20 protein-coding genes are annotated in these 19865 nt (G+C 53.8%); 7 read left to right on the plus strand and 13 right to left on the minus strand.

Annotation, left to right across the window (positions count from 1 at the left end):
• Positions 1–37: 37 nt before the first annotated feature.
• Positions 38–523 carry a redox-sensitive transcriptional activator SoxR gene (gene soxR, locus K6R05_RS17260; protein ID WP_161733550.1) on the minus strand — a complete coding sequence of 162 codons (486 nt, stop codon included), beginning with the start codon at positions 521–523 and terminating at the stop codon, positions 38–40.
• A gap of 100 nt (positions 524–623) precedes the next feature.
• Between soxR and soxS the strand changes: the two genes are divergently transcribed.
• On the plus strand, positions 624–1049 hold the full coding sequence (soxS, locus tag K6R05_RS17265) for a superoxide response transcriptional regulator SoxS (protein WP_150012009.1): 426 nt from the start codon (positions 624–626) through the stop codon (positions 1047–1049).
• 254 nt (positions 1050–1303) lie between these two features.
• Positions 1304–1585, plus strand: coding sequence for a YjcB family protein (locus tag K6R05_RS17270; RefSeq protein ID WP_013359796.1), 282 nt, complete (start codon positions 1304–1306; stop codon positions 1583–1585).
• A 54-nt stretch (positions 1586–1639) separates the two neighbouring features.
• On the opposite strand, the gene K6R05_RS17275 is transcribed toward K6R05_RS17270, so the two are convergent.
• Positions 1640–2590 carry an ATP-grasp fold amidoligase family protein gene (locus tag K6R05_RS17275; protein WP_222924723.1) on the minus strand — a complete coding sequence of 317 codons (951 nt, stop codon included), beginning with the start codon at positions 2588–2590 and terminating at the stop codon, positions 1640–1642.
• Between the two features lie 8 nt (positions 2591–2598).
• Complete coding sequence (locus K6R05_RS17280; RefSeq protein WP_013359794.1) at positions 2599–3855, minus strand: oligosaccharide flippase family protein; 1257 nt, start codon at positions 3853–3855, stop codon at positions 2599–2601.
• A gap of 524 nt (positions 3856–4379) precedes the next feature.
• Between K6R05_RS17280 and K6R05_RS17285 the strand changes: the two genes are divergently transcribed.
• On the plus strand, positions 4380–4775 hold the full coding sequence (locus K6R05_RS17285) for a transposase (protein ID WP_013359793.1): 396 nt from the start codon (positions 4380–4382) through the stop codon (positions 4773–4775).
• 923 nt (positions 4776–5698) lie between these two features.
• Here K6R05_RS17285 and K6R05_RS17290 read toward each other — a convergent pair.
• Together K6R05_RS17290 and K6R05_RS17295 are read right to left on the minus strand one after the other, a co-directional pair.
• Entirely contained in the window at positions 5699–6658 is a 960-nt protein-coding gene (locus K6R05_RS17290; protein WP_161733548.1) for a DMT family transporter, read from the minus strand.
• Between the two features lie 77 nt (positions 6659–6735).
• Complete coding sequence (locus K6R05_RS17295; protein ID WP_161733546.1) at positions 6736–7563, minus strand: AraC family transcriptional regulator; 828 nt, start codon at positions 7561–7563, stop codon at positions 6736–6738.
• Between the two features lie 119 nt (positions 7564–7682).
• On the opposite strand from K6R05_RS17295, the gene K6R05_RS17300 reads away from it, so the two are divergent.
• Complete coding sequence (locus K6R05_RS17300) at positions 7683–8204, plus strand: isochorismatase family protein (protein WP_161733544.1); 522 nt, start codon at positions 7683–7685, stop codon at positions 8202–8204.
• Positions 8205–8273: 69 nt separating this feature from the next.
• On the opposite strand, the gene ssb1 is transcribed toward K6R05_RS17300, so the two are convergent.
• Positions 8274–8828, minus strand: a complete 555-nt coding sequence (gene ssb1, locus K6R05_RS17305) for a single-stranded DNA-binding protein SSB1 (protein WP_161733541.1) — start codon at positions 8826–8828, stop codon at positions 8274–8276.
• Positions 8829–9053: 225 nt separating this feature from the next.
• On the opposite strand from ssb1, the gene uvrA reads away from it, so the two are divergent.
• Together uvrA and K6R05_RS17315 are read left to right on the plus strand one after the other, a co-directional pair.
• Positions 9054–11882: an excinuclease ABC subunit UvrA gene (gene uvrA, locus K6R05_RS17310; protein ID WP_161733539.1), complete on the plus strand. Its 2829-nt coding sequence runs from the start codon at positions 9054–9056 to the stop codon at positions 11880–11882.
• 232 nt (positions 11883–12114) lie between these two features.
• On the plus strand, positions 12115–13179 hold the full coding sequence (locus K6R05_RS17315; protein WP_161733537.1) for an NAD(P)-dependent alcohol dehydrogenase: 1065 nt from the start codon (positions 12115–12117) through the stop codon (positions 13177–13179).
• 52 nt (positions 13180–13231) lie between these two features.
• Here K6R05_RS17315 and K6R05_RS17320 read toward each other — a convergent pair whose 3' ends face one another.
• The 6 genes from K6R05_RS17320 to dnaB form a co-directional block, all read right to left on the minus strand.
• Positions 13232–13552, minus strand: coding sequence for an MmcQ/YjbR family DNA-binding protein (locus K6R05_RS17320; RefSeq protein WP_161733535.1), 321 nt, complete (start codon positions 13550–13552; stop codon positions 13232–13234).
• Positions 13552–13971 (minus strand): secondary thiamine-phosphate synthase enzyme YjbQ, encoded by a 420-nt coding sequence (locus K6R05_RS17325; protein ID WP_161733533.1) that lies wholly within the window; start codon positions 13969–13971, stop codon positions 13552–13554. Before K6R05_RS17325 ends, K6R05_RS17320 begins: the two co-directional genes overlap by 1 nt.
• Before the next feature lie 121 nt (positions 13972–14092).
• Positions 14093–15286 (minus strand): amino acid aminotransferase, encoded by a 1194-nt coding sequence (locus K6R05_RS17330; RefSeq protein ID WP_222925507.1) that lies wholly within the window; start codon positions 15284–15286, stop codon positions 14093–14095.
• 40 nt (positions 15287–15326) lie between these two features.
• Entirely contained in the window at positions 15327–15941 is a 615-nt protein-coding gene (locus tag K6R05_RS17335; protein WP_161733531.1) for a YitT family protein, read from the minus strand.
• Positions 15942–16181: 240 nt separating this feature from the next.
• Positions 16182–16661 (minus strand): Lrp/AsnC family transcriptional regulator, encoded by a 480-nt coding sequence (locus K6R05_RS17340; protein ID WP_161733529.1) that lies wholly within the window; start codon positions 16659–16661, stop codon positions 16182–16184.
• 129 nt (positions 16662–16790) lie between these two features.
• Positions 16791–18197, minus strand: a complete 1407-nt coding sequence (dnaB, locus tag K6R05_RS17345; RefSeq protein ID WP_010252197.1) for a replicative DNA helicase — start codon at positions 18195–18197, stop codon at positions 16791–16793.
• Positions 18198–18293: 96 nt separating this feature from the next.
• Between dnaB and K6R05_RS17350 the strand changes: the two genes are divergently transcribed.
• Positions 18294–19277, plus strand: coding sequence for a quinone oxidoreductase (locus K6R05_RS17350; RefSeq protein WP_161733527.1), 984 nt, complete (start codon positions 18294–18296; stop codon positions 19275–19277).
• Between the two features lie 222 nt (positions 19278–19499).
• Here the strand turns inward: K6R05_RS17350 and pspG are convergent, their stop codons facing one another.
• Positions 19500–19766 (minus strand): envelope stress response protein PspG, encoded by a 267-nt coding sequence (gene pspG / locus K6R05_RS17355; RefSeq protein WP_222924724.1) that lies wholly within the window; start codon positions 19764–19766, stop codon positions 19500–19502.
• Positions 19767–19865: the final 99 nt, after the last annotated feature.

The raw sequence follows: 19865 nt of genomic DNA on the forward strand, positions 1-19865 counted from the left end.
TGATTCCCTGTGTGTTGACCTTCACCAAGTATAGACGTCACTCCACAGCCGGATGTTTATCATCCTGTTCCGGGTCAAGCAGCACCGCACCCGAGCCCTGCTGACCCAGCCGGTCGCCGGGATTACGCAGCGGACAGTCGCGCATCGACAGGCAGCCGCAACCGATACAGCCATCCAGGTCATTGCGCAGGCGGGTCAGGGTTTCAATGCGTTTATCCAGCTCTTCGCGCCAGTGCTGAGTCAGCGCATCCCATTCCGTCGTCGACATGCGCTTATCTGGCGGAATGTGGTCGAGACTGTCACTGACCGTCGCCAGCGGGATGCCAATGCGCTGAGCAATCTTGATGATCGCCACGCGTCGCAGCACATCGCGGCTGTATCGGCGCTGATTGCCGCTGTTGCGGGTGCTGAAAATGAGGCCTTTGGTTTCATAAAAGTGCAGCGCCGAGACCGCCACACCGCTGCGGCGCGCCACTTCCCCGGGTGTTAAGACCGGTTTTGGATAGTTACGTTCTTTTTTCATCAGACCCTTTACCTAAAGTTAACTTGAGGAATTATACTTCTTCTCCGTTGAAACCCCTAAACTCCCATTACCCCTTATTAAGCACCAGAAGGATGAGGCCATGATGCAAGAAGAGATCATTCATTCCCTGACGGACTGGATTGACCAGAACCTCGATAAGAGCCTGTCGATTGATGAGGTTGCGGCAAAATCAGGCTATTCGAAATGGCACCTGCAGCGTATGTTCCGTTCCGTGACGAAACAGACGCTGGGTGGCTATATTCGTGAGCGCCGCCTGACGCTGGCCGCAGAAGCGCTATCGCAGACACAGCGTCCGGTGTTTGATATCGCGATGCAGTATGGCTATGACTCGCAGCAAACTTTTTCACGGGTGTTTCGTCGTCAGTTTTCACAGACCCCGACCGCTTACCGCCACACCATGCGACGCCAGGCGATTCAGCGCCCTCGCCTGCTGAGTTTCGGTTGTAACGATCCGATCAACAGCTTTACCCAGCGCACGACCGGCGAGTGCTGCCCGGTCCGTTAATTCTTCGCTGCGCCCGCTCCGGGCGCATCTGTCTGATTTCCCCGCCGTTCTTCTTCTACTGCTCATTTTTTCTGCACACCACTACCATACAAGAGTCAAATTTTGTTCAAAATTTAAAATCGGGTGATATAATGTGACCCAAGTCACACTTTGAACCTGGGTTGACGGCAAAAAAGTCCTACCTGACACACTTTTTTGTCGCCGGTGATGTCCGCAGATTGTCAGGAATACTTACTGATAGTGAGGTCCGGCCGATGGCTACGTTAACCGCCAGTTTTCTTGTTATGCGTTGGGAACTGCTGAGCGCAATCATGATGTTTTTTGCCAGCACCCTGAAAACCAAACTTCGTCAGGATAGCCGTCACGTGATGGCCTTTATGTGTGGCGGGATTGGTTTAGGCATGACCTGCTGGTTTGTTACCGGTCTGATGGGCATTACCCTGAGCATGGAAAACGTACATAACTTCGTGGAAATCTCAAAGCACGCCTTTATCGATGCGATGAGCCAGGCGCCTGCTGACTGGCCGATGCCCTGATTTTTACGCATAAAAAACCCCGCTTAGCGGGGTTTTTTATATTGCTGTGTGAACTTAAATTTTCTTCAACATGGCAGGAACATTAACATCCTGCACTGTAACGCCCGGGCTCTGCGTTCCGCGGCGGTCCTGAATCCACATATCTCCCATCATCTGGTTTAAACCACGATCTAATCCGGTAACCAGCCCTGCACCTGGGGTGAAGGTCAGTTCGCCAAAGTAGATATGCTCGTCATGGATATACCAATCCACACGCACGTAGTCGAAATCGCTGGCCAGCTTCTTGCTCAGTTCGAGCGCATGTTCCAGTGACGGCATAATCGGTGACACATCCAGCCCGGTATCGCGAATCTTGTGATAGGCCTCATTGAGGTTATTCACGTAGAAGTTCATCGACAGCAGCGGCTGGCAGCGGTTGTAGATTACCTGCAGCACATATTCGAACCTGCCATCACGCTTGTTGAACATATGGAATTTGTAATCGATCGGCGCGCTTTTGCCATCACCAATGTACTTCTCAACCAGGATGCGTGGCTTGATGTAGCGGTAGTGAATCTCGCGCGCTTCATTGGCGAAATCGGTCTTCAGCCAGCGATAGCAGTCATGAATGATCTGCTGCTTGCGCAACGCGTCCGGCTCTTCCAGCAGTATTTCTACCATGTTGGAGGCGTGGTTCGGCTTGATCACCGTTCCCTTCCAGCAAGGCAGGCTGTTCAGCGTGGTCGGGTCAGTGGTTTCGTGTACCAGCGGGATCAGGTACTCATTACCGATTTTTTCAGCAATGAATTCGCGTACCGAGTACTTATCTGACAGACGACCGTAGTTCTGGTAATCGCCGAAGATAAACTTACGGTACAACACCTTCTCGTTGAACACTTTTGGCTGACGCAGATTGGGCAGCTTTCTGAACTTATGGAAGTAGTAGATGCGGTCCTGATAAGCCCAGGGCATCTTCTTGATAAAGTACTGCACACTTTTTCTGAGTTCTTCTTTCAACTTGAGCATATCTGACCTCATTTGTATGTTTTGTAGTTGAGTGAGGAAACCTGAATCTTTTGAATGACGCCGTTTTTAAAGAAGTAATTCATTACGGTCAGGGACAAAAGTTCTGAAAGGAAAACGCTCCACGCGGCCCCCATGATGCCGTGACCCTGGATCAACCACCAGGAGAGCGGCAGACTGATGACCATCAGGCAGATGATTTTCCTCAGCAAGTAGTTAAATCCTCCCTCTTTGACCATGTAGCGATACGCTACGGTCCCCATTGCCGAAAAGCTGGTCGCTATCGACAGCAACGTAATGAGACTTCCTGACTGTGTGTATTCCGGTCCGTACAACGCGATGATGATTTGCTCGCCGTAAAGCGAAATGACAAGCAGCATCAGCAATGAAACCGCCATAACGTAGCCATTGAGCCGGGCAGCCAGCTTAATGGCGACCTCGCCGCGCTCCCTGAAGATTTCAGTGAAGCAGGAGGTGATAAGCGCAACCGGGATAAAAATCCAGGAGGCGGAGATAGTATTCGCCGCCGCAAAGAGACCGAGGTCGCGCGCAGGCGCCGTGCCTGCCAGAAACATCTGCGCCGCTTTGACCTGCACCGAGATAAAGATGCTGGAGATCGCCAGCGGCAGACCGGCATACATCAGATAGCGCAGATAGGCGGTGCGCTTTTCGCGCGGTGGCATCTGATCCTGGTGGTCCTGATAGAAGTTGTGACGCTTGATCAGGTAAGGCACCAGTGTCACGGCAACAATCGACAGCGTCAGCCAGAGCGGATTAAGACGCAGCCAGGCCACGGTAAAGCTGATGCCGAAACTCAGCAGCATGCCCACAGCGTTAGCGATAGTGTTAAGACGCGAGGCAAGACGCGCGTTGTTATAAACGCTGAAGGTGTCCTGGGTGACAAAAACCGAGGCAACAAATGAGGCCAGTGCAAACGCCAGGAAGTTTTCCTGCATGTTGTACCAGACCCAAATTAAGACTGGCACCGAAGTGACCAGCAATAGCACCATGCGCAGCGTACGGGCGATGGTCATCAGTCGAAGACCTTTCGACGCATTTTTGCTGACGCGCTTAAACAGAATAGTTTCGGTGCCAAAGATTGCGACGGTTTGCACCATTGCAAAAAGTGAAGTAGAAAACGCCATCTGGCCAAACACCGTTGGACCAAAGGATTTAGCCACGTAAGACGTCACAAAAATGACGCCAAAAACGGAGATGATCTTCTCAGACATCATCCAGGCGGCATTAGACATTACGCTCAATTTCATCGACTCTTCCTTAGTATTACTCAACTACAACCGCTTCGGTACAACATCCCTGTAACGAATTAATAAGCGCTCAGTGGGCCTGGCGAAAATGTATGACTTCAGACCAAGCTGGTCCGAAAATTGAGATGTAAATCATGATCCGGAGAGTGAATTCAGGATAATTCTTATTATAAATGGCGCGAATCACTTCAAATGGAAACGATTTCAGGCTGAAAATAAAACAACCTTAAAGAGCTATACCGGCATATTAATCAAGTCGGCGAAGCTAAATATCCAGTGTACGTAGAATTTTTTCGTATTTTGGATGCGATGAATTTATAACAAAAACCCGCCTCCAGGAAGGCACGCTCCCCGGATAAGAATAAAATAAGATTTATCCCATGATGATATTTCTTCTAAATATCTTAATTTAGGCTTCGCAATTCAATTCGCGCACTTTAATACTGCCTTAATAAAATCTTACAGTGCCAGAAATTATTAAAGTCATTCTCATCCATTAATCGATAAGAAAGGTAAGAGCATTTATGAGAAAGTCACGATACAGCGAAGATCAAATCACAAATGCCATTAAAGCTTCTGAATCGGGCGTGAAAGTCAGAGAGATTTGTGAAGAGTTAGGCATCTCTGAAGCCACGTTCTATAGCTGGAAAAAGAAGTTTTCTGGGTTGTCTTCGGAAGAAGGCAGAAAAATCAAGGAGCTGGAAGAAAAACTGCAGAATGTCACACGTGAACTGCAGACGCTCAATTCGGACAAAGAGATGCTGCAGAGCGTTCTGAAGCACTTCTTTACGACTAATGAAAAACGACAGGCTGTAGATTTCCTGCAGACCACCTTTGACATTGGCACCCGTCGCAGCTGCCGCTTATTAGATATCAGCCGCAGCGTATACCACTATCCGTCAGGCACGGAGAATCGCTAAACCTAATGCTACCGCGCTTTTTAGACTTAACGCTGAGATTTGTTCTTACCAGAAGAGATGAAGATCATTTAACAGGACAATTGCGGCCCCCTTTTCCGCTCCATTTATAACTAATGAATGGCTTCACAGCTAAGCTTCTTTTTTTGCGGTAAAATTGATTCACAACAGCAAAAGTCTCGCATTCCACGCCTTATCTTCCCCTCCCAATCCCCTTTATGCGGGATTGGGCCTTCCCTTTTTTAGTTTAGCCCTGCTAATCGTCGGAACTAAATCCTCTCAACACCATTAAGCCGCTTTAAACATCGCACAAACAATAATCACCGTACATTTGAGTTAATGGTGGCCCTGACTCAAATTTTGCGGTTGCGCTTTAATTCCCGATGATGGCTTTATTGCATTAACTTTCTCCAGGATTAATCCGGGTTAAATAGTTTATTGCTCCTTATCACTAACGTTATGGGTCTATCTTTTCACTCTCTTCATTGCACATCATTGATGCCAGAGATTAATCTTTAATTAATAACGCAGCGGCGGAATTCTCTTACTCATTTATCACTGAGTGAAGTTAATGGTGGTTTTTAGTCCCCTTTTCTCAGGACCCTAACGCAATAAACAGCAGCGGATAAAAGCGTAACGTCCATAATGCTGCGCTATTTTTCCTGATTAATGACCGATATCTGACCAGTGAAAGGTTGCCAGAGCTGAAACAGACAACTTTCAGGTGCCAGAAAGGACCGTTTTTTTACTGACAAAGGAAGGATGAATGAGGTTATCGGAGAATACCGGACAACAGTGCGGAACCATGAAATCGATTTCGCGGTATAAATCTGCCGAAGAGCGAGCAAATCAGGATAGGGTTTAATCTTAAAAAGCCGCGCGGTGTGTTGTCCGCGCGGTAAAGGCATTCAGGTGAGTTTTACGGTTTACTCTTTAATCGTAACTACCTGCGGGTGCGGTTTGATGCGCATTGCCCAGATCACACCCGCCATCAGACAAACAATGCCTGTCAGGGTGAGCTGCGGCGGCCAGCGTTGATACCAGAGAAAAGTCCATAACAGGCCAAAGAGTATCTCGAAAACAATCAGCGGCCCCATCAGTACGGTGGGCAGACGCTGGCTGGCAGCATTCCAGCATAAGGTGCCAAGCCAGGAGCAGAGCAGGCCAATCGTCAGCATCAATGCGATGAATACCGTGGGACGCGGCCCGAACGGCAGCGAAAAATCGGGCTGCTGCCAGGCGAGCTGAACGCTGACCAGCGCGTACAGGATCAGTGCCATCGGCAGCGTCACCAGCCCCTGCGCGGTAGCCCAGGTTGAGGGGCGCAGTTCAGGATGCGTGCGCAGCCAGCGGGCATTACGCAGCGGATACCAGGTCCAGCAGATTACCGCCAGCAGTGCCAGCACGATACCGGTCAGATAACGACTGAGATCCAGCGTGGCGCCCTGGCTCTGCAGCTCCGCTGCGTTCACGCAGAGCAAGCCAGCCGCCATCATGACCAGTGCCGGGAACAGCCGCCGCCACGGCAGCCGTCCTTCAAGATGGCCATAACAGAGGTTAGCCGTGACGGCGATCACCACCGGCAGCGTGCCGATAATCATGGTGGAGACCGGCCCGCCGGTACGCTGAATGGCGTTCGCCAGAAACGCATAGTAGAAGAGGTTTCCCACCAGCGAGAGCTTCACGGCCTCAAGCCAGTCAGCGCGTGACAGCTGACGCAGCCGACGACGGCTGTGCCAGGCCAGCGGCAGCGCAATCAGCCCAAACGCCACGTAACGTCCCGCCGATTGCAGGGCGCCAGGATAGTCCGGCACCAGCAGCGGCCCGACAAAGATCAGCCCCCACAGCAACCCGGCGGTGACGGCAAACATAATTCCCGCAAACATGATTTCTTCCTTATACAGACTTTTGGCAGAGTGTGGCGGGTTCCGGCGGGAAATGCTTGTAGCAGATTGCGGTGTTATCAAAGCTGGCGAACCTGCTTTTGATAGCGGCCCGGCGTAATGCCATAACGGTGAGCAAAGGCGCGGGTGAGATGAGCCTGATCGGTCAATCCAACCGCCGCCGCGACGCTGGCGGCCGCCTCACCTTGCGCCAGCCTTTGCTTGGCGTCATAGAGCCGGAAAGCCATCAGCATCTGATGCGGCGTAACGTGATAGTGCTGGCGAAAAGCACGTAAGAAGTGCCACGGCGACAGTGAAGCCAGCGCGGCCAGCTCCTCCAGCCGCACCGGTTCTGCAAGGTTTGCGCGCAAAAAATCTCTGACCTGATCAAAACGATGCCGGGCATCGGGTCTGCGCTGTGAGGACATACGCGCCAGCGGACGGATTTGCAGCAGCAGCTCAGCAATCAGGCTCTGGCGCGCCAGTTCAGACTCTGCCTGCCAGAGTGCGGCAAGCGTGCGGGAGAGCGGCTGCGCCACGCGCGGATCGGTCAGCAGCGCCTCGTTAAACCACCAGCCGCGGTCGCCGGTCAGTTCATCCATCAGCTGCGGCTGAATGTAGATCATCTGATAGCGCCAGCCCTCTTCGCACGCTGACTCACCCGTGTGCAGCTCATCCGGGTTCATCATGACCAGTGAGTTCTCCGGCGCAGTATATTCGGTGCCGCGATAGCGAAAGCGCTGTGCGCCCGCTTCAATGGTGCCGATCCCAAAGGCTTCATGGGTATGAGGTTCAAAGGCATAGCGGGAGATGTGGGCCTGATAGAGTTCCACACCCGGCAGCTCTGCGAGTTGCCGGAACCGGGCGCGATCTTTCTCACAGGGGAAACTTGCCGGAACACCGTCCACTTCTCTCTCCTTATTTAACCAGTCTGCTAAGCATGCCTGCGACCGGGGCTAAAATGCAAAAGATTGCTATCTGCAACGCCGCGGGTAACACTGCTTTTTTCAGACGGATGGGGTTAAGCATGGCACAGCGTGTGGCAGTGATTATCGATATGCAGAATGGGGTCTTCATCTCGCCGCGCTTCGACCAGGCGGGTCGGGTGGCGCAGATTAACCGACTGACTGAACGCGCCGATATCACCATTTTTATCCAGCACCGCGAAGGCGCGATGTGCGAGGGAAATGAAGCTTTTAATCTGCTGCCGGAACTGATTCAGCCTGCTGGCGCATATTACGTGACAAAAACCGCTTGCGACAGCTTCTGGCAGACTGAGCTGGCCGCACTGTTAAAGAAGCGGGCGGTGGAAGAGTTTGTGGTGTGCGGTTGTGCCACTGACTACTGTCTGGATACCACCATAAAAGTGGGTGCCAGTGCAGGTTATGCCATTACGGTTGCTGCGGATGCGCACACCACCGCCGATCGTCACTGGGTCAGCGCTGAAGCGTTGATAAACCAGCACAATGAGGTCTGGTCCTCATTGTCGATTCCCGGCAACGTGCCGCGTGTGCTGCGCACAGACGAGATTGTGGCGGAATGGTCGTAACCGCCTGCGAAAGCCGCACATAAAAAAGCCCGCATAAGCGGGCTTTTTTACACTCTCTGACCAACAGAATCAGAATGGAATATCGTCGTCGAAATCCATTGGTGGTTCGTTGTTGCTGCTGGCCGGCGCGCTCTGTGGCTGCTGTGGACGGGACTGCGCGCCACCACTGAACTGATTGTTGTTACCCTGCGGCTGCTGCGGCTGACCCCAACCATTGTTGTTGCCACCGCCCTGCGCGCCGCCACCTGCTGGTGCACCCGCGTTGCCGCCCTGCTGACGGCCACCCAGCATCTGCATAGTGCCGCCAACGTTGACCACGACTTCGGTGGTGTAACGTTCCTGGCCGCCCTGATCCTGCCATTTACGGGTACGCAGCTGACCTTCGATGTAGACCTGCGACCCTTTTTTCAGGTATTCGCCTGCGACTTCAGCCAGTTTGCCAAACAGCACCACACGGTGCCATTCAGTGATCTCTTTGTTTTCACCGGTCTGCTTGTCGCGCCAGCTTTCCGACGTAGCCAGCGTAATGTTGGCAACCGCGCCACCATTTGGCATGTAACGTACTTCCGGATCCTGACCCAGATTCCCGACAAGAATCACTTTGTTAACGCCACGACTGGCCATGTTGCTGTCTCCCGATGAGTTAATGCATACAGTCTAATCTATCAATTCTAACACGTCCTGCGGACTGTTTCCCACTTTCGAGCGGGGTTCCAGTTTTAATCCCTCTCCGCTTCCAGGCCTGAGAGTACTGGATATATATTCAGTCTATTTTTTGTGCCATAATGACACGTTTATTCTGGCCGTGTCGGCAAGGCACGGTGAGTGCAGCTAATCCGGGAAAGGTGAATGGATAAGATCGAAGTTCGTGGTGCCCGCACCCATAATTTGAAAAACATCAACCTGACCATCCCACGCGACAAACTCATTGTGGTAACCGGCCTGTCAGGGTCCGGTAAATCCTCACTGGCGTTTGATACGCTGTATGCGGAAGGTCAGCGCCGCTATGTGGAGTCGCTCTCTGCGTATGCGCGCCAGTTTCTTTCGTTAATGGAGAAGCCGGACGTCGATCATATCGAAGGTTTGTCGCCCGCCATTTCCATTGAGCAGAAATCCACCTCGCATAACCCACGTTCGACCGTGGGAACCATCACTGAGATTCACGATTATCTGCGTCTGCTGTTTGCCCGCGTAGGCGAACCGCGTTGTCCGGATCATGATGTGCCGCTGGCGGCGCAGACCGTGAGTCAGATGGTGGATCAGGTGCTCTCGCAGCCGGAAGGTCGTCGCCTGATGCTGCTGGCCCCGGTAGTGAAAGATCGTAAGGGTGAGCACACCAAAACGCTGGAGAATCTGGCAACGCAAGGTTATATCCGTGCGCGTATTGATGGCGAAGTGTGTGACCTCTCCGATCCGCCAAAGCTTGAGCTGCAAAAGAAGCACACCATTGAAGTGGTGATTGACCGCTTTAAAGTGCGTGAAGACCTGGCAACCCGTCTGGCGGAGTCGTTTGAAACCACGCTGGAACTTTCCGGCGGCACGGCTATCGTGGCGGACATGGATGACAGCGACGCAGAAGAGCTGCTCTTCTCGGCTAACTTCGCCTGCCCCATCTGCGGTTACAGCATGAGTGAGCTGGAACCGCGTCTGTTCTCGTTTAACAACCCGGCGGGCGCCTGTCCAACCTGTGACGGCTTGGGCGTACAGCAATATTTTGATCCTGACCGCGTCGTGCAGAATCCTGAACTTTCGCTGGCGGGCGGTGCTATCCGCGGCTGGGATCGCCGTAACTTTTACTATTTCCAGATGCTGCGTTCGCTGGCGGAACACCTCGATTTTGATATCGAAGCGTCATTCGGCAGCCTGCCAGACAACGTGCAGAAGGTGATTCTGTATGGGTCAGGCAAAGAGAGCATCGAATTTAAGTACATCAACGATCGCGGCGATACCTCGGTTCGCCGTCATCCGTTTGAAGGCGTGCTCAATAACATGGAACGCCGCTATAAAGAGACGGAATCCTCTGCGGTTCGCGAAGAGCTGGCGAAGTTTATCAGCAACCGCGCCTGTGCCAGCTGTGAAGGCACCCGTCTGCGTCGTGAAGCGCGCCACGTCTTCGTGGAGAACACCACGCTGCCGACTATCTCTGAGATGAGCATCGGTCATGCGATGTCCTTCTTTGAAAACATGAAACTCAGCGGCCAGCGCGCGCAGATTGCCGAGAAAATTTTGAAAGAGATTGGCGATCGCCTGAGCTTCCTGGTCAACGTCGGCCTGAACTATCTCTCAATGTCACGTTCCGCTGAGACCCTGTCCGGGGGTGAAGCACAGCGTATCCGTCTGGCCAGCCAGATCGGTGCGGGTCTGGTCGGTGTGATGTATGTGCTGGATGAGCCTTCTATTGGCCTGCACCAGCGTGACAACGAACGGCTGCTCGGCACCCTGATTCATCTGCGCGACCTCGGTAACACCGTGATCGTGGTTGAGCATGATGAAGATGCGATTCGTGCCGCAGACCATGTGATCGACATCGGTCCGGGTGCAGGCGTACACGGCGGCCAGGTCGTCGCGGAAGGCACCGTTGATCAGATTATGGCGCAGGAAGAATCCCTGACCGGCCAGTTCCTGAGCGGCAAGCGTGGCATTGTGGTGCCAGAGGAGCGCGTCAAAGGCGATCCGGCCAAAGTGCTGAAGATTACCGGCGCACGCGGCAACAACCTTAAGGATGTCACGCTGACGCTGCCGGTCGGACTGTTCACCTGTATTACCGGTGTGTCCGGTTCAGGTAAATCGACCCTGATCAACGATACGCTGTTCCCGATTGCTCAGCGGGCGCTGAACGGTGCGACCATCGCCGAACCGGCACCTTACCGTGACGTGGCAGGCCTGGAGCACTTCGACAAAGTGATCGACATCGATCAGAGCCCGATTGGTCGTACACCGCGCTCCAACCCGGCCACCTACACCGGTATCTTTACCCCGGTGCGTGAACTCTTTGCGGGCGTGCCGGAAGCGCGTTCGCGCGGTTACAATCCGGGTCGCTTCAGCTTCAACGTGCGGGGCGGACGCTGTGAAGCCTGTCAGGGCGATGGCGTGTTGAAAGTCGAGATGCACTTTCTGCCGGACATTTATGTGCCGTGTGACCAGTGCAAAGGCAAACGCTATAACCGTGAAACGCTGGAAGTGAAGTACAAAGGCAAGAGCATCCACGAAGTGCTGGAGATGACCATCGAAGAGGCCCGTGAGTTCTTCGATGCCGTACCAGCGCTGGCGCGTAAGCTGCAGACGCTGATCGATGTAGGTCTCACCTACATCCGCCTCGGTCAGTCCGCCACCACCCTGTCCGGCGGTGAAGCCCAGCGTGTGAAGCTGGCGCGTGAGCTGTCGAAGCGTGGCACGGGTCAGACGCTCTACATTCTGGATGAGCCGACCACCGGCCTGCACTTTGCCGATATCCAGCAGCTGCTGGAAGTGCTGCATAAGTTGCGCGATCAGGGCAACACCATCGTGGTAATTGAGCACAACCTTGATGTGGTCAAAACCGCAGACTGGATTGTCGATCTCGGTCCGGAAGGCGGCAGCGGCGGCGGTGAAATCCTGGTTGCTGGTACGCCAGAAACCGTGGCGGAGTGTGAGAAATCCCACACCGCGCGCTTCCTGAAGCCCCTGTTACAGAAGTAATTCTTTCAGGCCCGCCGCGTGCGGGCCTTTTTTTACCCCTGCCGATTCAGCCAGAAAAATGCAGAATCAGGCAAGATTCAGACATGTATAGGCATATACGCTTCTCACTACGCTGACTATCCTTAAACGGTTCCTCTTTGGCACGCCCCTGGCGTCGCCCTGTTTTCGCAGCACATCCACGCTGCTGCACATCATCAAAAAACACTCACGACACATCGAAACTGGAGACACCATGAATATTACGCATGCGTATGCTGCTCAGGATGCAAAATCCAAACTGGCACCGTTCGATTTTAAGCCGCGTGAGCTGCGCGCCCATGACGTTCAGCTTGAGGTGCTGTTCTGTGGCGTTTGCCACTCAGACCTGCATCAGGCCCGTAATGAGTGGAAAAACACCATTTTCCCCGTGGTTCCGGGACATGAAATTGTGGGTCGCGTGACTGCTGTTGGTCCACAGACGCAGAAATACAAAGTCGGCGATCTGGTTGGCGTCGGCTGCATGGTTGATTCCTGCCGCAGCTGTCCAAGCTGTCAGCAGGGTCTGGAGCAGTATTGCGAAAACGGCTTTGTGGGCACCTATAACGGCGAAGATCGCGAAACCGGCGCTATTACCTACGGCGGTTACTCAACGTCGATGGTGGTTGATGAGAGCTTTGTGCTGCGGATTCCGGAGAACCTGGAGCTGGCGGGCGTTGCACCGCTGCTGTGTGCCGGTATCACCACCTATTCGCCGCTGCGTCACTGGAATGTCGGTCCTGGCAAAAAAGTGGGTATCGTAGGCTTAGGCGGCCTGGGCCATATGGGCGTGAAGATTGCGCATGCCATGGGCGCACATGTGGTGCTGTTCACCACCTCGCCATCCAAAATTGAAGATGGCAAACGTCTGGGTGCCGATGAAGTCGTGATCTCCAAAGATCCGGAGCAGATGGCGCAGCACGCGAACAGCTTTGACTTCATCCTGAACACCGTGGCGGCTCAGCACGATCTCAACCCGTTCATCACCCTGCTGAAACTGGATGGCAACATGACGCTGGTCGGTGCACCGGAGCACGACCATCCGGCACCGCAGGTCTTTAACCTGATCTTCAAACGTCGCAGCATCGCCGGTTCACTGATTGGCGGCATCGCGGAAACCCAGGAGATGCTCGATTTCTGTGGCGAGCACGGGATTACGTCGGACATTGAGCTGATCGCGATGGACCAGATCAACGAAGCCTATGAGCGCATGCTCAAAAGCGATGTGAAGTATCGCTTTGTTATCGATATCAACACGCTGCGCGCTCAGTCTGCCGCGTAAGCTGCTTGATCTGAAACCCTCTTGCTCAGGTAAGAGGGTTTTTTATTGCCGTTTAACGGGTAGCCGCCTGCTGGTATGAGGCATCGACCAGATAGTAGATCTGCGAATCTTTCAGCGAACCGTCGAGGAACAGCGTGCTCCAGTGAGACTTATTCAGATGCTCGCTGGGAATAATATCGCTGTGCTCTTCGCGCAGTAATTCGGCCAGCGCAGGCGTCGATTTCAGCGAGACCGCGGGCCGCCCTTTCGCCTCATGTACCATCGCAAACAGCACGCCGTTGCTTTTAATCTGCGTGGCTTTCCAGTCACTGTGGACGCTCTGCTCCGCGCCCGGCTTGCTCATGCAATAGGTCAGTAAATCTGAGTTATTCATTACGATTCCCCTTGTAACGTGGCGACAATCCGCCTGGCACCGCCCTCAATGCGATGCTCGCCCAGCCAGATCCCCTGCCAGGTGCCCAGCACCAGACGTCCCCGCTGAACCGGTAATAACAACGAAACCCCTAAGATCGACGATTTGATGTGCGCCGGCATATCATCACGCCCTTCGTAATCGTGCTGATAAGGCGCATTCTCGGGCACGTACCGCATGAAATGCTGCTCCATGTCGCTGCGCACCGTCGGGTCGCAATTCTCATTTAAGGTTAACGACGCCGAAGTGTGCTGCAACAGCAGATGCAGCAGACCGGTTTTGATATCACGCAGTCCGGAGAGCGAGTTGACGATCTCATCGGTGACCAGATGAAACCCACGCGACTTCGCGCTCAGCGTAATAGTTTGTTGATGCCACATAGCTTATTCCTGAAACGGTTATCCCGTTTAAGTGTGCAGCATGTCGCCGAAAGGTAAACCCTGACCCATAAAAAAACCGCCAGAGAAAACGCTGGCGGTCTTGTTTACAACCTGGCTGCTGTTACATCACGGCGGCAAACGCTTCCGCTACCTGATGCACATTTTTGCTGTTCAGACCGGCCACACACATGCGACCGCTGCCCACCAGATAGATGCCAAATTCGTTACGCAGGCGATCAACCTGCTGCGCACTCAGACCGGTATAACTAAACATGCCACGCTGCTTCAGCAGATAGTCGAAGTTTTTACCTGGCAGCGCGGTGCTCAGTACGTCCACCAGCGACTGGCGCATCGCGAGAATGCGCAGACGCATCGCCTCCACTTCAGCCAGCCAGCTGGCCTTCAGCGCCTCGTCGTTGAGGACGCGTGCGACAACCTGCGCACCGAAATTCGGCGGGCTGGAGTAGTTACGGCGAACGGTTGCTTTTAACTGGCCCAGCACACGTGCTGACTCTTCGGCACTGTCGCACACGATAGAGAGACCGCCTACGCGCTCGCCATAGAGCGAGAAGATTTTGGAGAAGGAGTTGCTGACCAGCGCAGGCAGACCCGCCGCCGCGACCGCGCGCAGTGCATACGCATCCTGCTCCATACCGGCACCAAAGCCCTGATAGGCGATATCCAGGAAAGGAATCAGCTGCTGTGCTTTCAGCACCTCAACGGTCTGATCCCACTGCGCATCCGTCAGGTCAGCGCCGGTCGGGTTATGACAGCAGGGATGCAGCAACACGATGCTCTGCGCAGGCAGGGTTTTCAGGGGGCTGATAAAGGCATCAAACCGCACACCGTGAGTTTCTGCGTCATACCAGGGATAGGTATTGACGTCAAAACCTGCGCCATTAAAAATCGCGACGTGGTTTTCCCAGGTCGGATCGCTGACCCAGACGGCAGACTGCGGGAAGTAGCGCTTAAGGAAATCCGCACCCACTTTCAACGCGCCAGAACCGCCAAGAGTCTGAATCGACGCAATACGGCCCGCCTTTAACACCGGATGATCGGCACCAAACAGCAGCGGTGCAATCGCACTGCGGTAGCTGTTCAGCCCTTCCATTGGCAGATAGAGCGATGCCTGATGCGGCTCAGCATAAAGCTGCTCTTCAGCAGCCGCTACAGCCTTCAGCCGCGGGATGATGTTCTGTTCGTCGTAATAGAGCCCGATGCTCAGGTTAACTTTGTGTTCACGTGGGTCTTGTTTGAACGCTTCCATCAACGACAGAATCGGATCGCCCGCATAGGCATCAACGTTTTGAAACACGGTGTAGGTCTCCATGATTGGTCCAGAGGTAAGCGGCGGATTAAACCCGATAGCGTCCCGGACGGTGGTTCATTGCAATAATCAGGTTCAGGATCACCGCACCCGCAATCGACGCGAGCAGGATGGGGCCACTCACCACAAACAGTGACGCCAGCACGACGCAGGTATCGACTGCCATCTGCAGTTTACCCGCGCGGATCCCAAAGCGATCCTGTAGCCACAGCGCCAGAATATTGATGCCGCCCAGGCTCGCCTTATGACGAAATAACACTATAAACCCGATTCCCATGATGACGTTACCGAACAGTGTCGCATAGAAGGGATTAAGGTCAGAAAAGTGGACGAACAGCGGGTGCAGTTGAGTGAACAGCGACACCAGCCCGACGGCGCAGAAGGTTTTCAGGGTAAATTCCCAGCCCATGCGTTTTACCGCCAGCCAGTAGAAAGGGATGTTGATCAGGAAGAACGCGCTGCCGAATGTGAGCGGCGAGAGATAGCTAATCAGAAAAGCGATACCTGCGGTGCTGCCCGTCAGCGCACCGGCCTGTTTTAGCATAATGACGCCGAACGAGACCATTAGAGTGCCGAGCACCATCGCCAGCGCATCTTCAATGCGCGAATGCGGGACGCGGGTAGGTTCTGCGATGTTATCCATGGGGGTTTTCTCAGTGCAAATGATGCGGTTCCGATGCAAAAAACGCACCATCGTCACAGCACTGAACAGCTGTAAAGCGGATGCCAGCGATATCCCGTTGATATCTAAGGCGCTTTAAACATAACTTTATGCATAAATTTCCACTGATACCGTCAATCTATGCGTCTGGCTCCGTTTTGATGCGCGTTAATTGCATTTATTACCGCAAGTGTGCACCAAAACCGCACAGCGCGCACCCTTTTAGCGCGTCTTTTGCTCAGGCAGCATCATCAGCCCGTTCTCTTTCATTCGTCCCAGCACCACTGAGGTTTTCACATGGGAAACGCTCTGGTGGCCCGCGACTAACTGGCTGATTAACGCACTGAGGGAATTAAGATCGGCTACTGCCACTTTGAGCAGATAGTCTGCATCGCCCGTGGTTTTATAGGCATCCACGATCGCCTGCTCCTGCTCCACCATCCGGTGAAAGCTCTCAACATATTCAGCGGTGTGGTTGATTAAGCGCACCTCAATCAATCCCACCATGCCAAGCCCGATGGCATCGGGTGACAGCCGGGCGTGATAACCCAGGATGAGGTTAGCCTGTTCCAGATTAATACGGCGGCGCGAACATTGTGAGGCAGAAAGGCCGACCAGATCGCTGAGTTCCTGATTGGTCAGACGGCCGTTAGCTTGTAATAAAGTCAGGATTTTAAGGTCGTAATCGTCTACGTGAGTCATTCCGTTTCCACATCGGTACCAGGCGTCGCTTTGATACAGATAACCCGATAACCCGAGAGGTTGTCCAACACTATTTTATGATGATGGGGGCTGTCATGCACAGATCGTGCATGACAGCACAAAGCGGGATTATTCGTCGTCGTATTGCGGACCCGCGTAGTTATCAAAGCGCGACCACTGACCGTTAAAGGTCAGGCGTACTGTACCGATGGGGCCATTACGCTGTTTACCCAGGATGATCTCCGCGATCCCTTTGAGATCGCTGTTTTCGTGGTAAACCTCATCCCGATAGATAAACATGATCAAATCCGCATCCTGCTCGATCGAACCCGATTCACGCAGATCCGAGTTGACCGGACGCTTGTCAGCACGCTGCTCCAGTGAGCGGTTAAGCTGCGACAGCGCCACCACCGGCACATTCAGCTCTTTCGCCAGCGCTTTCAGCGAGCGGGAGATCTCCGCAATCTCCAGCGTACGGTTGTCCGACAATGACGGTACGCGCATCAGCTGCAAATAGTCGATCATGATCATACTTAAGCCACCGTTTTCACGGTAGATACGTCGGGCGCGCGAGCGCACTTCGGTAGGCGTCAGGCCAGAAGAGTCATCGATGTACATGTTCTTCTTCTCCAGCAGGATGCCCATGGTGCCGGAGATACGCGCCCAGTCTTCGTCATCCAGCTGTCCCGTTCGGATGCGCGTCTGATCGACGCGGGAAAGTGACGCAAGCATACGCATCATGATCTGCTCGCTGGGCATCTCCAGACTGAAGATCAGCACCGGCTTCTCCTGCAGCATGGCGGCGTTTTCGCACAGGTTCATCGCGAAGGTGGTTTTGCCCATTGAGGGACGTGCGGCGACAATAATCAGGTCAGAACCCTGCAGGCCCGCGGTCTTTTTATTCAGATCCTGATAGCCGGTATCGACGCCGGTGACGCCATCGTGCGGGGTCTGATAGAGCGATTCGATACGGGAGACGGTCGATTCCAGAATCTGCTCAATGTTTTTCGGGCCAGCATCTTTATCTGCGCGCGCTTCCGCGATTTTAAAGACGTTCGACTCTGCGAAGTCGAGCAGCTCCTCGCTGTTACGTCCCTGCGGATCGTAACCGGCATCGGCAATCTGGTTGGCGACGGCGATCATCTCACGCACCACCGCACGTTCACGCACGATGTCGGCATAAGCACCGATATTCGCCGCACTCGGTGTATTTTTCGCCAGTTCAGCCAGATAGGCGAAGCCGCCTGCCATCTCCAGTTCGCCCCGGGTTTCCAGCGATTCAGAGAGCGTAATCAGGTCGATAGGTTTGCTGTTTTCAAGCAGCCGCTGCATCTCGGAAAAAATCAGCCGATGCGAGCGGTTGAAAAAATCATTCGCGACGACGCGCTCAGAGACGTTATCCCAGCGCTCGTTATCCAGCATTAACCCACCGAGCACCGACTGCTCCGCTTCCAGAGAATGCGGGGGCATTTTCACGCCTGCGAGCTGGCGATCCTGCGTTTCGTTCGATTTGTTGGTGGGTTTATTTCCTGCCATAGTGAATGCATTACCGATCTTCTGTGGGGACGCGCAAGTATACCTTAGTTGAGGTGCGCGCCTCACCCTCATGATGAAACAATCACAGGAGTCAGAATGGCAAAGCGTATTCAGTTCAGCGCGCATGGCGGCCCGGACGTCTTAGAGTGGACAGATTTTGAACCCGCTGACCCGGCTGAACATGACGTGCAGGTAGAGCATCGCGCTATCGGGATTAATTACATCGATACCTATGTTCGCAGCGGGCTCTATCCGGTTACCGCTTTTCCTTCTGGCCTGGGAACGGAAGCCGCGGGCGTCGTGTCGCGGGTTGGACGTGGCGTGACATTATTTAAGCCCGGCGATCGCGTGGTCTACTGTCTGGCGTCGATGGGGGCCTATAGCGAAGTGCATAACGTGGCGGAAGATCGCCTGATGCATCTCCCGGAGGCGATCGGCTTTGAGCAGGGCGCAGCCAGCTACCTGAAAGGGCTGACCACGCAATATCTGCTGCGCCAGACCTATAAAATCAGCGCCGGTGAGACCTTTCTGTTTCATGCGGCCGCGGGCGGCGTCGGGCTTATCGCTTGCCAGTGGGCAAAAGCGCTGGGTGCACATTTAATCGGTACGGTGGGTTCCGAAGAAAAAGCCACGATGGCGAAGAACGCCGGTGCCTGGGCGACCATTAACTACCGCGAAGAGAATATTGCACAGCGCGTCAGCGAACTGACCGACGGAAAAAAAGTGGGCGTCGTGTATGACTCGGTGGGCAAAGATACCTGGGAAGCGTCGCTGGACTCGCTGCGTCGTCACGGTCTGATGGTCAGTTTTGGTAATGCGTCGGGTCCGGTGACCGGGATTGACCTGGGCATTCTGAATAAGAAAGGCTCGCTGTTTGTGACCCGCCCTTCACTGTTTGGTTATATCACCAATCGGCAGGAGCTGGAAACCGCCAGTGCCGAGCTGTTCTCGCTGCTGGCGAGCGGCGCCATTAAGATTGATGTACCAGAGCAGCAGAAGTTTGCATTGAAAGAGGCCAGTAAGGCGCACCAGATGCTGGAGAGCCGGGCCACGCAGGGATCCTGTCTGTTAATTCCGTAACAGTCAGCGCCCGGTAAGCAACAAAAAGGGCTTCCCCTGGGAAGCCCTCTTCTTTTTTTTATTTTTTGTTCGCGCTGGTGTAGGGACAGCGGCGATGAATTCGTGTCGAGTCGATGGCACATCGATTTGACGACAGGCATCCTGCCAGAAAACATAAGTAAAAAATATGTTTAATTGCAGATCAGTGCCGAGCAATCTTTCACACTGTGATCGCTACCGCATTTAGCGCCAGCCTTTGCGGTCTAACCTGCTGATCTTACGCCTCAGCTTACGGCGCGCTCGCGCATCGCTGTCGCCAAAAAGGGCACGATGCAGCCACACAGCAATCACCGCCAGCACCAGCCACGGCAACACTTTAATAACAATTGCAAACAGTCCACCGACAAACATCACGATGGTTGCGACCACCAGTGCCGCCAGCACGCCCAGCAGTGAAACGCCGGTCAGCAATAGCATCAGGAAAAAACCCAATACGAATAAAATTTCCACGTCAGCGCTCCTTTTTGAGATTGATTGTTATAGCTATTACAAGAAACGTGCCAACCGATAACTTATTGATTTAACGCTAATAAGGGTTAAAAAAAGTGT

Source organism: Pantoea alfalfae (genome assembly GCF_019880205.1).
In the GTDB taxonomy this organism is placed as follows: Bacteria; Pseudomonadota; Gammaproteobacteria; order Enterobacterales; family Enterobacteriaceae; genus Pantoea; species Pantoea alfalfae.

Coding starts and splice junctions, on each gene's coding strand:
- soxR (WP_161733550.1), bottom strand. CDS start 523: ATGAAAAAAGAACGTAACTATCCAAAACCGGTCTTAACACCCGGGGAA.
- soxS (WP_150012009.1), top strand. CDS start 624: ATGATGCAAGAAGAGATCATTCATTCCCTGACGGACTGGATTGACCAG.
- K6R05_RS17270 (WP_013359796.1), top strand. CDS start 1,304: ATGGCTACGTTAACCGCCAGTTTTCTTGTTATGCGTTGGGAACTGCTG.
- K6R05_RS17275 (WP_222924723.1), bottom strand. CDS start 2,590: ATGCTCAAGTTGAAAGAAGAACTCAGAAAAAGTGTGCAGTACTTTATC.
- K6R05_RS17280 (WP_013359794.1), bottom strand. CDS start 3,855: ATGAAATTGAGCGTAATGTCTAATGCCGCCTGGATGATGTCTGAGAAG.
- K6R05_RS17285 (WP_013359793.1), top strand. CDS start 4,380: ATGAGAAAGTCACGATACAGCGAAGATCAAATCACAAATGCCATTAAA.
- K6R05_RS17290 (WP_161733548.1), bottom strand. CDS start 6,658: ATGTTTGCGGGAATTATGTTTGCCGTCACCGCCGGGTTGCTGTGGGGG.
- K6R05_RS17300 (WP_161733544.1), top strand. CDS start 7,683: ATGGCACAGCGTGTGGCAGTGATTATCGATATGCAGAATGGGGTCTTC.
- ssb1 (WP_161733541.1), bottom strand. CDS start 8,828: ATGGCCAGTCGTGGCGTTAACAAAGTGATTCTTGTCGGGAATCTGGGT.
- uvrA (WP_161733539.1), top strand. CDS start 9,054: ATGGATAAGATCGAAGTTCGTGGTGCCCGCACCCATAATTTGAAAAAC.
- K6R05_RS17315 (WP_161733537.1), top strand. CDS start 12,115: ATGAATATTACGCATGCGTATGCTGCTCAGGATGCAAAATCCAAACTG.
- K6R05_RS17320 (WP_161733535.1), bottom strand. CDS start 13,552: ATGAATAACTCAGATTTACTGACCTATTGCATGAGCAAGCCGGGCGCG.
- K6R05_RS17325 (WP_161733533.1), bottom strand. CDS start 13,971: ATGTGGCATCAACAAACTATTACGCTGAGCGCGAAGTCGCGTGGGTTT.
- K6R05_RS17335 (WP_161733531.1), bottom strand. CDS start 15,941: ATGGATAACATCGCAGAACCTACCCGCGTCCCGCATTCGCGCATTGAA.
- K6R05_RS17340 (WP_161733529.1), bottom strand. CDS start 16,661: ATGACTCACGTAGACGATTACGACCTTAAAATCCTGACTTTATTACAA.
- dnaB (WP_010252197.1), bottom strand. CDS start 18,197: ATGGCAGGAAATAAACCCACCAACAAATCGAACGAAACGCAGGATCGC.
- K6R05_RS17350 (WP_161733527.1), top strand. CDS start 18,294: ATGGCAAAGCGTATTCAGTTCAGCGCGCATGGCGGCCCGGACGTCTTA.